Below are 13,370 nucleotides of genomic sequence, written 5' to 3'. Positions count from 1 at the left end.
TAACAAGTTGATTCCAGTACGCTGCACACACCCTATCATACTTCGAGGACGTCTGGAATCACAGACGTTATATGATATCCTCCACTAGAATAAAAATGAGGTAAAGATTATGAATCTATGTAACAGTAAATTAGGATGGATTTTATTAATAGTTGCAATATTTGGAGATTTCGCAGTAGCGTATGTTTTAGGATTTTACTATACGGGTTATAGTCATATGAAACAAGTTATGAGTGCACTCGGAAGCCCAAGAAGTCCAATAGCCATTTTCTATAATAGTTGGTTAATTATTCTTGGGATTTTAATATGTATTTCAGCAGTTAATTTTTATAATACATATAATGAAGTTTCACGAGGCTACGCATACTCAGGGTTAATAATATTATTAGTTTTTGGAATAGGTGCAGGGATTATAGCAGGCATATTTAGTGTTAATGAAGGAAAAGAAATTGAAACGTTAGCATCTAAAATTCATGGGATTGGAGCGGGGATAGGATTTTTAGCTTTAGCTTTTATTCCTTTAATAGTGGGGGTATTATCCTTTAAAGCCTCAGATAATATGACTGGAATAATATCTGTTATCTTTTTTATATTAAGTATCGCCTTTTTTGTTTTATTCATTATGTCAGAAAAAGACGTTTTTAAGAATACGGGTAATTGGGCTAAGTGGACTTTGGCAACGATTACTATTGGCAAGTATGTATATGCCATTATTATTGATAGCACAAAAGCACATTATGTCAGATCATATTTAATTGAGGGGTTATTGGAGAGTTCCGTGGAGGACATCATATAACAATGTGTTCAAGTTCGTGCGGTTGGGTCAAGTCTTTGGAGAAGAGCCGCACACACCCTAGACACTAAGCCAGGTCTGGCTAAGTGTCTAGGGCGTCTTGAACACGGGAACGTTATATACAATTGCCTATTCATTTCAAAGCTGTTTTCTTGGGTCTACATTATTTAGTTGGAAGCTAATTAAGGCTTGTATTAATTAGCAAATCGGGGTCACCTAAATTTGAAAGTCTGGTTAGACTTCTAACATCGGTAATAGAATGTACCTAAATTAGTAGAAATAATTACTGTTAGACATTTTACGTGTCTCAATACATAATTTCAAGTATAGAAACATTCAGGAGGAGTAAGCAAATGATATCCACTACAACGGCAAAAATTATAAATATTTTACCGGATAAATTTGTCACATACATTTCTAAAAGAGTTGTTGATAAATACCTAAAAAAATATGCCAATATAAATGTAAAGGGAAATGAAAACTTAAAGGGAATAAAAACACCAACTATTTTTATATGTAATCATTTAAGCAATTCTGATGGATTAGTTTTAGACAAGGCTTTAAAAGAGATTGATCCAACTTTTATAGCAGGTGTAAAGCTGTCAAATAATGTTTTTACAAGCATAGGGGTTAATGTAATAAAGACTACAAATATAAAACCTAATACTGCTGATAAAGAGGGTCTTAAGAAAATTATTAAGCTTGTTAAGCAAGGGGAAAACTTATTGATTTTCCCAGAAGGGACTAGAAGTAGAGTTGGTTGCTTGATAGAAGCAAAGAAAGGAATTTTTCTTATAGCAAGAACGACAGGGGCTCCTATTGTACCTATTGGATTATATGGGACAGAAAAACTGTTACCTGTAAATAAAGAAGGAGATATGAGTGCGGAAACCTTTAATTATGCAGATGTTTATATCAACATTGGAAAACAATTTGATTTTCCCAAGAGAGCAAAAGAGCAAGATAAAAAAGAATATGAAGATTTTGCCACAAAATATATAATGAAGAAAATAGCAGAATTATTACCCGAGAATTATAGAGGTGTATATAAATAAGAGGTCTATAATTAGAGATTAAATATATTGGCACAGTAGATGAAAAATGCATAGCAACCTTCGCAAGAGATGTTGCATATTCTGTAAAAAAGCGTAACAGCGAAAGATAAATTATAATAGTAATAGAAAGTAGATAGACAATAAAAATTTTGTCATTTCTGATAGAGGTAATAGAGTTGGTTATTTAAAAATTTTACTGTTCTTTTATCGTCTTTTAATTTTTTGAAAGTGAGAAATCCAAATTAGCTATTGAAAGCAAGTGGGAGTGATGTGAATTGAAGATAAAGGCAAGAAAAATAACAATTGCAGTTATGGTTTTTTTGCTGGTTTTAGGGTTATGGATTAATGGTATTATTCCTCAACAGATAGGGAAGGCGGCTGCGATAAATTATGTTCAAAAAAATCATGAAGATAGAGGATTACTCTTCGTGACAATTGAGTATTCTTCTGTACATGGAGACTATTTTGCTGTTTTTAAAGATTTCAATGGAGAGGTTTATAATTTCCTGATGCATTCGAAATTGTTACCGATAACTGTCCTATACGACCCACTAAATCCTCCAGGGTGATAGCAAGCGGTAGAAAGGGAGTTGTTGTCTTTTTATAGTGGAAATACTCTATGTGGCGAAGGTCTTATTGACACATCCTCTAACAATGCATTTGCATAAAGGTGCTAGCAGCACGTGTCAAGGGAAAGGTCAGAGCACCACACCTTCTCACTGGGTGGCAAGCACCACAAAGGGGCATTCCTTTAGGATCCAGTTCGAAGGTGTCGGAAATGGCAGAGACGTTAGGCGATATAATTAACTTTGTAACGAAAGGAGAAAAAATGGAGAAAAAACAAAATTCAAATATTATTACAATAGTAGCCATATTAGTTGTTTTTATTCTAATAATTCGTAATATATCACTAGGTAATCAATTACAAAGTATACAAGAAAATGTAAAAGAATTACAATATGAAATTGAGGGAGTATCGAAACAACTTAATACAGTAATAGAAATGAATAGAATTATAGTAGACTCTCAATATAAAGTAGAGCAAGTAGAGGAAAACGGAAAAATTTTAGGGAAGGTCACAGTTGAGATAACGTCAAATAAGTTAGAATCCTATACTGATTTACAACTATTATATCGTACAGTATATGATTACACAAAGATAAAGAACTATGATTATTCCAATGAGGATTGGAAACATATTGAGGTGCACAATAATAATGGAAGTTATTCTGCTGATTTTATTGTACCGTTTTCTTGTAATTATGAGTTGAAAGTTGCATTTAAAGATGATAATAAAATAAATTATGAGCAATTACCAGATTTAGATTTATATACGAAGGCAGAAAACACCTTTATGAAAGGTATTAATATATATGACGTGAAGAAGTCTAAACTTGAATTTGATGTGCAAATTGCTAAATTCAAATCTAGTACAAATGTAAAACTATTAAGTGCTATATGCAATGTATATTATGGAGAGGATATAGTGAAAGTAATTGATGTTCTAAAAGAAAATGAAGTAAGTGGTAGGAAAAAGCCAAAAAAACAACTTGAACATTTAGATGGGGATTATTGGTTTACTATTGAAGAAATTGATTTTAGTAGTATTGATGAATTTGATAAAACTAAAATAGGGATAGAAGTTGTTTTAGAGGACTCCTTGAGTAATACATATAAACAAATTAGGGGAGTCGACTAACTGGCGTTAATTACACCGCCTAACAGAGTGTTCCCAACATCCATCAGCATTTGGGGTCAGGCTTTGTGAGAGCTGACGGACGTCGTGAACACTCGGAACGATTCCAGTACGCTGCGCACACCCTCTCATACTTTGGTACTATGTCAAGAAAAAGTACAAGTTAAATTAGAATTTTTTGTATTCTTATCGCATCCAATGTTATGTTAACTAGCTTTCGTGTACAATTTATCTAGTTCCTTATTGTAAATAGCTTCATATTGATTTGGTGATAAATATCCACAATGGCTATGTATTCTTACTGTATTATAAAACGCCTCTATATACTTAAATACCAATCTATGTGCGTGATTATAATCTAATATCTTGAATCTATTTATCCATTCTCTTTTAATTAATGCATGGAATGATTCTATACAGGCATTGTGCCATGGATAAGCTTTATTAGAATAACTATTTATAAATTTTTCAGTAGCTTCTTGGTACGCAGTACAGGTATACTCGACTAAAGAAAAGGGATTGCTCCCTTTCCCTCGTCTAAGAACCGTACGTGAGAGTTTCCAACTCATACGGCTCAAGCATTTCTTAACCTTTTCAGGCGGCAACAAGCGCGTGAAGTTTCATCTTTCTTTTGATAAAATACTTACTATCTAAGAAAGGGGTTTTTAAAATTTGTAATTTCGGGTGTCTGACGATTTTTATCCTCCTAAGGTTGATGAGAGTATAGTCATCAGTCATGAATACCCAAGGTTTCCCATTTTGGGCATGCCAGTATCTGTTTAACCGCCACCATTTGTTCTTGTTGGGGTGGCGGTGTTTAGCCCATAGATGCAGTAAGTGGTAAAGTGTATTATTGACATATGAGAATGTTTGACTTGCTACAACGTGTTTATGGTAGTTGGTCCATCCCCTAATCACTTGATTTAGTCTCCGTATCAAGTCTGATTGCATACTTGCTTTTCCTTCTTTAAGTATGATGCTAGAGCATTTCTTAATCAGGCTTTTGATGGAACTTTTGGAAGGCTTCACAATGAGTTTTCCTTTGAACTTTCTGAATGTCCATCCAAGAAAGTCGAATCCATCATCTACATGCGTGATTGTAGTCTTTTCTTCTGATAACATTAGACCTCGAGATTCGAGGAAGGTACTGACAATGCATTTGAGTTCTTCTGCAGTCTCTTTTGAGTTTGCTGTGATGATGAAGTCATCAGCATATCGAACTAGGTTTACTTTTGTTTTAGCACGATAATGGTTTTCTATGTTACCCTTAGAGTTTCGATGGAATTTATCTTGAATTACTTTTTCAAGACCATCTAATGTCATATTTGCATATAGACTAGAGATGGCTCCGCCTTGTGGAGAGCCTGTTTCTGTCGGGAATAGCTTTCCTTCGTATATGAAGCCTGATTTCAGGAATTGTTTCAAGATTCTTTTATCCATTGGAATGTTGGATTGTAGCCATTCATGATTGATGTTGTCAAAGCAGCCTTTGATATCTCCTTCAAGTATCCATGTTGGTGAGCATTTCCTAGCGAGCACACAAAATATTTGTTCACACGCATCTTTTGCGCTCCTTCCTCGACGGAAACCAAAAGAGACAGTATCTGCTTTGGTTTCAGCAATGGGCTCAAGTGCCAAAGCATATAATGTTTGCATAGCTCTATCATACATGGTTGGTATTCCTAATGGACGATTTTTGTTTTTGCCTTTCTTTGCGATATATACACGTTTAAGCGGCTTTGCTCTATAGCGTTTATCGGTAAGCGAAAGTACAGCTCTCATTTTTGATGCAGATGTTGACCATAGCCTTTTGTCTACACCTGAAGTGTTTTTACCTTTATTGGTAGTTACTTTTCTTACTGCATAAGCTTTGGCAAAAAAAGAATGGGTGAGTAGGTATTGTAGCCGTTTGGCTTTATTGGAGTCCCCGTTTGCTGTTGCCTTGGCGATTCGGGTCTGTAGCCTATTAACATCATGCTCAACTTTTGACCAATCAATGGACTCCCATTGATTGGTAAGTGATTTTGTGTCTTTTAGACTCTCGGTTTTATCCATCGTTGAAATACTAAAATTCATAGGTTTACAATCCTTTCCTGCCAAGAAATACCGTTAGATAAGTCTGCACCCTTTCAGGTTAGGGCAAATTTTGAACCCCTATCCGATTTCATTACAAAGTCAGCATTCGCTTTTTATCTTTTTCGTCTGCCCTCTATGTCTTTTCGTCCCCTTACGGTTCGATACCTCTTTATAGAGGAACATATAGGGTTTACCAAGTTCCCCGTAATACATAATTGTGAATGCCTTAGGAGCCACCTTTAAACCGGGAGTTCTTCATCCATTCGCATTAGTTTAACAGATCGCCTTTGCTCGACTCCTTACCTTTTGGTTGAAGCGTTTCAGCCTATTTCGCTTTCTCCAGCGTAACGATTCCTACAGTGATTCACTTTACGTTCTCCATAGCATTCTTACTCTAGCAGTTGTCCCAGTTTTAGGCTACTCGAACTTCCACATTGTCTCGTGAGCTTTCTAACCTAGACGTTACCATCCACGCTAGTCACGATAGAGTTACCCCGAATGGATAGGGTAGTCTTTCGACAATATATTACGCGACTTCTTGTCGCACCTGAACGCCTCTATCGCTGTGCATGACTAAAGGTTTATTTATATTTCGTGATGCTTTTGCTTTGCCAATTGCTTCTATGACCCATTTTGCCTCAAGTGTAGTACTTAGTACCCAAGATATGATTTCTCTTGAATATAGGTCCATAATGCTCGTTAAATACACAAATCCTTGATATGTCCAAATATAAGTAATATCTGAACACCATACCGCATTTGGTTCTGCTGGGTTAAATTCCTCATTCAATATATTGATAAGTTCTTCACTAAAATTCGAATCTATCGTTGTAACAGTGTATGGTTTTACATATTGGGCTTTTATGCCCATTTCTCGCATATAGTTACCCACAGTTTTTTCTGCTATAGTTTCTCCATTTTGTTGTAGAATCTGTGTTATTTTAGGAGCTCCATAGTTCTGATAAGAGTCATCATATATTTGCTTAATTTGAGTCTTTATAACCTCTTTTCTCTTATTCATATCAGAAGGAAGCCTTTTTTTAAAAGAATTATAGCCATTCCTTGAAACGCCTAATATTCTCAGCACTCCGCTAACATTAAGCCGGCGTTTACCGTCTTCATTTAGTTCATCTTCTTTTTCAGATGTTTTAATGAAAAGAGCCTCTGTTAGTTTCCCAGAATGCTGATTGCTTTTTTTAGTATTTCTAATGCGTCTTGTGAGTCTCTTAGTTCTTTACGTAGTCTTGCATTTTCTTTTGCTTCATCACTTTGGTAATTACCTGATCCTCTTGTAGGTACCTCTCCATTATTAGCTCTTGACTCTTTTGCCCAGGTACATAATGCTGTTCTGCTTATCCCTAGGTTTTTTGCACACTCTGTTAATCCTAAGTCTTTATGCTCTAGATAATACCTTGCTGCATCCTCTTTAAACTCTTTTGTAAACTGTCTACTCATGTTCAATCCCTCCATTTTTCACTAACTTTATTATATCTTTTATTTTGGAATTTTCCACTTTCAACTTGTACTATTTATATTCTAGCACCAATATAGTAAACAGGACTAATTACTATAAGTTTTTGACGATAAATTTCCGCTCTTAAAATTCAGTTTTACTATTCATATCAAATTATTCTCAACTATATAAAGAATGATTAAAGATATGTCGTTTCCTTTAACTGGGTAAGCGGCATTTTTGTTGCACTCTGCAAAAGTGACTGACACCAAATCGAAGATTTGGGGCATCTACTTTTATCAAACGCTACTGGATTTGAACATGTGGGTTAGCGTGAACGCTTACTTAAGTGAATAGACATTTTATTCTTGGGTGTATTGATCAGACTTTTCGGGGAGCCACAGAGACTGCCCCCCTACAGTCTGATTAGGGGTGGATTTCCATACCCACTCGTCAACCTTCTAAATTAGGACAGAATTTATTGGAAACTTTGTCTAAACAAGGGAAAATAATGATAAAATTGAATAAGCTATGAAAATAAGGTAAGATAATATATATCAATACCTGAAGGGAGCAAGAAAATTCATGAATTTATCACATTTGAACGATATGCAGCGAAGGGCTGCGGAACATACAGAAGGACCACTTTTGATTTTAGCAGGAGCCGGATCGGGTAAAACAAGAGTACTTACCCATCGAATTGCTTACTTAGTAGAGGGAAAAGAGGTGTCCCCCTATAGTATCTTAGCCATAACCTTTACTAATAAAGCCGCTAAGGAAATGAGAGAAAGAATAGATAGGTTGATGGGAGGAGGGGCAAAGGATTTATGGGTTAGCACCTTTCACTCTACCTGTGTTCGAATCCTGAGAATGGATATAGAAAAAATAGGCTATGCAAAAAACTTTGTTATTTATGATACCTCTGACCAGCAAACGGTAATGAAGGATTGTATTAAGAAACTAAACTTAAATGAAAAATATTATAATCACAAAGCAGTACTAGGAATCATCGGCAGAGCTAAAGATCAGCTGGTGGGACCAGAGGAATATATAAGAACCCATGGTAGTGATTTTAGAAATGGCAAAATTGGGGAACTCTATAAAATGTATCAAAAAACTTTAAAAAGTAACAATGCATTAGATTTTGATGATTTGATCATGAAGACGGTGGAACTTTTTAGCGAAAATCCTACTGTTCTTCATTATTATCAAAACAAATTTAAATACATATTAGTAGATGAGTTTCAAGATACCAATATGGCTCAATATACTCTTGTCAGCATGTTAGCTCATCAGCATCAGAATCTATGTGTGGTGGGTGACGATGATCAGTCCATTTATGGGTGGAGGGGGGCTGATATCCAAAATATATTGGGCTTTGAAAAAGATTTTCCAAAAGCCTCAGTCATCAAGCTGGAAAGAAACTATCGTTCTACCAAAAACATCTTGGAAGCTGCTAATCGTGTTGTTCATAATAATGTTGGTAGAAAGGATAAAAAGCTTTGGACTGATAATCAAGAAGGAGATATTATCCAATATTATAAAGCCAACAATGAATACGATGAAGCCTCCTACATCACCAATAGAATAGAAATACTAAGAAGAGAAGAAAATAAACAGTATTCAGATTTTGCTATCCTTTATCGAACTAATGCTCAATCCCGTGTATTAGAGGAAGCTATGATGAAGGCAGATATTCCCTATAAAATTGTTGCTGGTATCCGATTCTACGACCGTAAGGAGATTAAAGATATCTTAGCTTATTTAATCACCATAGAAAATCCTGTATCAGATGTTAGCGTAAAAAGGGTTATTAATGTACCTAAAAGAGGCATCGGGTTAAAGACCATTGAAAAAATTGAAGAGTATGGAGATCGTTTAGGGATAAGCTTTTTTGAAGCCTTGTTGGACATCGAGGAAATAGGGGATGTATCTACTAAGGTGAAGAAGCAGATCAAGGGATTTACCGATATCATGATGGATCTAAGACAAAGAAGAGAGGAAATGACAGTTACGGAAATCGTTGAAGCGGTCTATAAGAGGACAGGTTATATGGATACTCTCCAGGAGGAGGAGAAGGTGGAAGCCGCCACCCGTATAGAAAATCTACAGGAGTTCCTATCTTTAACAGTGGACTTTGATGAAAATGCTGAGGAGAAAACTTTAGAGGAATTCTTAGCTAAAACCTCCTTAGAAACCTCCATGGATGCTGTTGAGGAGGAAAATGCAGTTATCCTAATGACACTACATAGTGCAAAGGGTTTAGAGTTCCCCGTGGTCTTTATGCCGGGAATGGAGGAAGGAATCTTCCCCTCTTATATGTCTATGCAGGAGAACAATGAGGAAGAGGAAAGAAGACTTTGCTATGTAGGGATTACCCGGGCTATGGAGAAGCTATATATGAGTCATGCCATGATGAGAACTCTGTATGGTAGAAGCAACTGCAATGCGTGCTCCAGGTTTCTAGAGGAAATCCCAGATATACTGATAGCAAGAGAAGCACCATATAATCGCAAAGCAGAAGTGAAAAAAATGCAAACTTCTCCCCTCTTTACTGGAGGAGGGTTACAGAGCTTCAACAGCTCACCTAAGGCAGCAGGCAATGTATCTAAGGGTAAAGCCAAAACAGGAGACAAGGTAAAACATCCAAAGTTTGGGGTAGGCACAGTAGTAGCTATTGATGGAGATATATTAACGATAGCCTTTCCCAATGCTGGGATAAAGAAAATTTCCTCTGCCTTTGTAGAACTGGGAATAGTGGAATAAATGAATGGTTTTCGGAGGGGTATGCAATGAAGAAGCTAGATAGAATGCAGCACTTGGTAAAACAAATAAATGAATATAATTACCACTACTATGTACTGGATGACCCTTTGGTTAGTGACAAAGAATATGATCAACTCTATGATGAATTGGTGAGGTTAGAAGAGGAGAACAACAGTATTCTCCCAGATTCTCCCACATTAAGGGTAGGGGGAGAGCCTTTAAAAAGCTTTACTTCCCATCGACATATTACCCCTCTATGGAGTTTAGATAAGGCAAAGACAGAAGAAGAACTGATTACCTGGGATGGACGAGTAAAAAAGCTGTTAGAGGAGGATGTACCATTAGAATATGTGCTGGAATATAAATTTGATGGTTTAACCATCAATGTCACTTATGAAGAGGGACAATTGATCCAGGCGGCTACTAGAGGAAATGGTGTGGTAGGAGAGTCGATTCTTCAACAGGTAAAGACCATTAAATCTATTCCCTTATCTATTGATTACTTAGGGAAAATAGAGGTGCAGGGTGAAGGATTGATGCGGTTATCGGTGTTGGATAAATATAATGAAACTGTTGCAGAGCCTTTGAAAAATGCTAGGAACGCTGCTGCGGGGGCATTGAGGAATTTAAATCCAAAGACAACTGCCACAAGAAAGCTAGACGCCTTTTGCTATAATGTAGGTTATATTGATGGTTTAGACTTTACAACTCATATGGAGATGATCGACTTCCTTAGAGAAAATAGGTTCCCTGTCAGCCATTATATCAAGCTGTGTAGTGGTATGACTGAAGTGATAGAAGAGATTCGAAGCTTGAAGGATGGTATAAAGGATTTGGATTTCTTAACGGATGGTCTCGTGATCAAAGTCAATGATTTAAATATAAGAGAAAAACTAGGTTATACGCAAAAATTCCCTAGATGGGCGATTGCTTTTAAGTTTGAAGCTCAGGAGGTAACAACTGGATTAATGGATGTCATATGGCAGGTGGGGAGAACTGGAAAGTTGACTCCCTCCGCAGTGTTGGAACCAGTAGATATTGGTGGAGTTACTGTTAGTAGAGCGACATTAAACAACTGGGAGGATATCCAAAGAAAAAGGGTGAAAATAGGCTGTAAAGTATGGCTGCGACGTTCCAATGATGTTATACCAGAGATTATGGGAGCCATCGATGAAGCCTGTGAAGAGGCACAAGAGGTGGAAAAGCCAGAACTTTGTCCAGCCTGTGGAAGCGAAGTGATTGAAAAGGGAGCCCATATTTTCTGTCCCAACTCCTTATCCTGTAAGCCACAGCTGGTATCAGCCATTGTTCATTATGGCAGTAGAGATGCCATGGATATCGAAGGATTTAGTGAAAAGACAGCAGGACAGTTATATGAAGCATTGGGCATCAAAGACATTGCTGATCTATATGATATAAAGTATGAGGATTTAATTTCCTTAGAAAGGTTTGGAGATAAAAAAGCTAGAAATCTATTGGATGCTATAGAAAAAAGTAAGGATTGCAGATTAGATGCCTTTATCTATGCATTAGGGATTCCTAATGTGGGGAGAAAAACCGCTACAGATTTAGCAAATTATTTCAAGTCCCTAGAAGGCATCAAGCAGGCCTCCTATGAGGAACTGGTTACTTTATCAGATGTTGGTGGGATTGTGGCCAGCAGCATTGTGGATTTCTTTCATGATGAAAAGATTTTAGGTAATATTCAAAGACTGTTAGATAAGGGTCTTCATCCTCAACATGAAGGTGGAGACATAGCAGAAAGCCTATTTACAGGAAAAACGGTAGTGGTTACAGGAACCCTTGAGGCGTATAACAGGAAGGAAATCAAGGAGCTGTTGGAAAAGCTAGGGGCCAATGTGTCAGGAAGTGTCAGCAAAAAAACTGATTATCTATTGGCAGGGGAAGAGGCTGGTTCTAAGCTAGATAAGGCTAAGGAAATCATGGCTTCAGGAGTCGAAACCAACTTAACAATCCTAACAGAGGAAGAATTTAGGAAAATGATATGAATAGATAAGAGATGAAGGGGATTAAGCAAGAAAATTTCCTCTTCTCTTTTTTTATATAAAAAAACTAAGCAAAAGAAAAAAGTTTATTGTTCTACTTGTCCTATATTTATCATAATCTTTTAGGTAAACAAAACTTTATCTAAGGAGAATACTTATGATTAAAAAAATATGTTTAACCCTTATATTTCTAATTATATTTATATCAATCTCAGTAGCCACAGATGATAACCATCAAATTAAATCAAAAATAGTAAATATCGAAAGTATAAGTCAAGAAGAACTGAAAAGTCAATTAATCACTGTTAAGGTTTTGGAAGGCGTATATATTAACGAAATAATTACTATTAACTATGTCTCTTTGCAAGCTAGTAGAGGTTTGGATCTTAAAGTGGGTCATAAAGTCCTTATTGCTATAAATGATGATGAAAACAATCAATTAACTGCATCAATTTTAAATATAGATAGAAGAGATCATCTACTACAACTTGGTATTTTGTTTTTATTGGCGGTAGTATTGTTTGGCAGAAGTAAAGGGTTTGCTTCTCTGATCTCTTTAGGGTTATCTGGGCTGCTTATAATAAAGATACTAATTCCTAGAATACTTGAAGGATATAATCCTATATTCATATCTGTTCTATGTGCTATTGGCATCATTATCACAAGCTTTATTCTCATAGGAGGATTTACTCGTAAAAGTGTTGCTGCCATGATAGGAACCATTGGAGGTACCATTATTTCAGGGTTACTTGCCAATTATTATACTACTATGGTTTCCATAACCGGTACAGCAAATGAAGAGGCTATATTTCTGATGACGCAAGTAGGTGCTTCAGTAGATTTTAGAGGTTTGTTTATGAGTGGCATACTTATCGGTACAATTGGTGCTACCATGGATGTAAGTATGTCTATAACCTCATTTATATTTGAATTAAAAAAACAATCGCCGCACATTAGCTTTATTCAGCTAGTATTATCTGGCTTTAATATCGGCAAAGACGTTATGTCTACCATGATAAACACGCTTATTTTAGCCTATGCAGGCGCTTCCATGCCTTTGTTTCTAATCTTTTTTGGTTCAGAGATAAACTTTAGCTATATTTTAAATACTGAAGTAGTAGCTGGTGAGATCATTCGTTCGTTATGTGGAAGTATCGGATTGGTTCTTACGATACCCCTCACTGTTTTTATTGCCAGCTCTATGGTTAATAATAACCATAGGAGATCAATTATTAAACATTATTAAACTCATCTGTAAAGACATGTCTAATTGAACTTAAGAACCTTAAGAGGGGAAAAATTTAACAAAACAATATAGTATATTGACATTTTAACTCAATGATATATAATGATGATGAAAACTTAAAGGGGAGCTAAGTTAACTTGGCTGAGAGGGAACTGTGGTTTGTTCCGACCCGTTGCACCTGACCTGGGTAATGCTAGCGTAGGGAAAATATCATGACCTTGAAAAGCTTTATGTTTTTCAGTGGATTCAGTACATTTAACCAACCTTTATCCCTTCTGT

General features: G+C 36.2%; 11 protein-coding genes and 1 riboswitch. Of the genes, 7 read left to right on the top strand and 4 right to left on the bottom strand.

Features of this window, described 5'->3' with window-relative positions:
- Positions 1–109 precede the first annotated feature (109 nt).
- The 4 genes from CHB72_RS16400 to CHB72_RS16385 all read left to right on the top strand — a co-directional run bounded on the left by CHB72_RS16400 (position 110) and on the right by CHB72_RS16385 (position 3,547).
- Positions 110–796: a DUF998 domain-containing protein gene (locus CHB72_RS16400; protein ID WP_089283955.1), complete on the top strand. Its 687-nt coding sequence runs from the start codon at positions 110–112 to the stop codon at positions 794–796.
- 350 nt (positions 797–1,146) lie between these two features.
- The gene (locus CHB72_RS16395; RefSeq protein ID WP_089283954.1) at positions 1,147–1,848 is read left to right on the top strand and encodes a lysophospholipid acyltransferase family protein; all 702 of its coding nucleotides are present in this window, start codon (positions 1,147–1,149) and stop codon (positions 1,846–1,848) included.
- 275 nt (positions 1,849–2,123) lie between these two features.
- Positions 2,124–2,417 (top strand): hypothetical protein, encoded by a 294-nt coding sequence (locus tag CHB72_RS16390; protein ID WP_089283953.1) that lies wholly within the window; start codon positions 2,124–2,126, stop codon positions 2,415–2,417.
- A 209-nt stretch (positions 2,418–2,626) separates the two neighbouring features.
- Entirely contained in the window at positions 2,627–3,547 is a 921-nt protein-coding gene (locus CHB72_RS16385; RefSeq protein ID WP_089283952.1) for a hypothetical protein, read from the top strand.
- A 203-nt stretch (positions 3,548–3,750) separates the two neighbouring features.
- Here the strand turns inward: CHB72_RS16385 and CHB72_RS28310 are convergent, their stop codons facing one another.
- From CHB72_RS28310 to CHB72_RS16365, 4 genes are all read right to left on the bottom strand, one after another.
- On the bottom strand, positions 3,751–4,113 hold the full coding sequence (locus CHB72_RS28310; protein WP_242975164.1) for an integrase core domain-containing protein: 363 nt from the start codon (positions 4,111–4,113) through the stop codon (positions 3,751–3,753).
- A gap of 25 nt (positions 4,114–4,138) precedes the next feature.
- On the bottom strand, positions 4,139–5,620 hold the full coding sequence (gene ltrA, locus CHB72_RS16375) for a group II intron reverse transcriptase/maturase (RefSeq protein WP_089283951.1): 1,482 nt from the start codon (positions 5,618–5,620) through the stop codon (positions 4,139–4,141).
- Between the two features lie 526 nt (positions 5,621–6,146).
- Positions 6,147–6,830: an IS3 family transposase gene (locus CHB72_RS16370; RefSeq protein WP_141131462.1), complete on the bottom strand. Its 684-nt coding sequence runs from the start codon at positions 6,828–6,830 to the stop codon at positions 6,147–6,149.
- Positions 6,788–7,075 (bottom strand): transposase, encoded by a 288-nt coding sequence (locus CHB72_RS16365; protein WP_089283949.1) that lies wholly within the window; start codon positions 7,073–7,075, stop codon positions 6,788–6,790. Before CHB72_RS16365 ends, CHB72_RS16370 begins: the two co-directional genes overlap by 43 nt.
- 583 nt (positions 7,076–7,658) lie before the next feature.
- Here CHB72_RS16365 and pcrA point away from each other — a divergent pair.
- From pcrA to CHB72_RS16350, 3 genes are all read left to right on the top strand, one after another.
- Positions 7,659–9,839: a DNA helicase PcrA gene (gene pcrA / locus CHB72_RS16360; RefSeq protein ID WP_089283948.1), complete on the top strand. Its 2,181-nt coding sequence runs from the start codon at positions 7,659–7,661 to the stop codon at positions 9,837–9,839.
- A gap of 26 nt (positions 9,840–9,865) precedes the next feature.
- Positions 9,866–11,848, top strand: coding sequence for an NAD-dependent DNA ligase LigA (ligA, locus tag CHB72_RS16355; protein ID WP_089283947.1), 1,983 nt, complete (start codon positions 9,866–9,868; stop codon positions 11,846–11,848).
- A 154-nt stretch (positions 11,849–12,002) separates the two neighbouring features.
- Positions 12,003–13,091, top strand: coding sequence for a YibE/F family protein (locus CHB72_RS16350; protein ID WP_089283946.1), 1,089 nt, complete (start codon positions 12,003–12,005; stop codon positions 13,089–13,091).
- Positions 13,092–13,201: 110 nt separating this feature from the next.
- Positions 13,202–13,313, top strand: a riboswitch (TPP riboswitch).
- The last annotated feature ends 57 nt before the right edge of the window (positions 13,314–13,370 follow it).

It is taken from the genome of Anaerovirgula multivorans (assembly GCF_900188145.1).
Lineage (GTDB): Bacteria > Bacillota > Clostridia > Peptostreptococcales > Natronincolaceae > Anaerovirgula > Anaerovirgula multivorans.
The sequence above is the reverse complement of the archived record's forward strand: the minus strand, read 5'-3'. Positions and strand labels throughout refer to the sequence as shown.

Bases quoted from the DNA above. Each gene is read 5' to 3' on its own strand.
- CHB72_RS16400 (WP_089283955.1), top strand. From the start codon at position 110: ATGAATCTATGTAACAGTAAATTAGGATGGATTTTATTAATAGTTGCA.
- CHB72_RS16395 (WP_089283954.1), top strand. From the start codon at position 1,147: ATGATATCCACTACAACGGCAAAAATTATAAATATTTTACCGGATAAA.
- CHB72_RS16385 (WP_089283952.1), top strand. From the start codon at position 2,627: ATGGCAGAGACGTTAGGCGATATAATTAACTTTGTAACGAAAGGAGAA.
- CHB72_RS28310 (WP_242975164.1), bottom strand. From the start codon at position 4,113: ATGAGTTGGAAACTCTCACGTACGGTTCTTAGACGAGGGAAAGGGAGC.
- ltrA (WP_089283951.1), bottom strand. From the start codon at position 5,620: ATGAATTTTAGTATTTCAACGATGGATAAAACCGAGAGTCTAAAAGAC.
- CHB72_RS16365 (WP_089283949.1), bottom strand. From the start codon at position 7,075: ATGAGTAGACAGTTTACAAAAGAGTTTAAAGAGGATGCAGCAAGGTAT.
- pcrA (WP_089283948.1), top strand. From the start codon at position 7,659: ATGAATTTATCACATTTGAACGATATGCAGCGAAGGGCTGCGGAACAT.
- ligA (WP_089283947.1), top strand. From the start codon at position 9,866: ATGAAGAAGCTAGATAGAATGCAGCACTTGGTAAAACAAATAAATGAA.
- CHB72_RS16350 (WP_089283946.1), top strand. From the start codon at position 12,003: ATGATTAAAAAAATATGTTTAACCCTTATATTTCTAATTATATTTATA.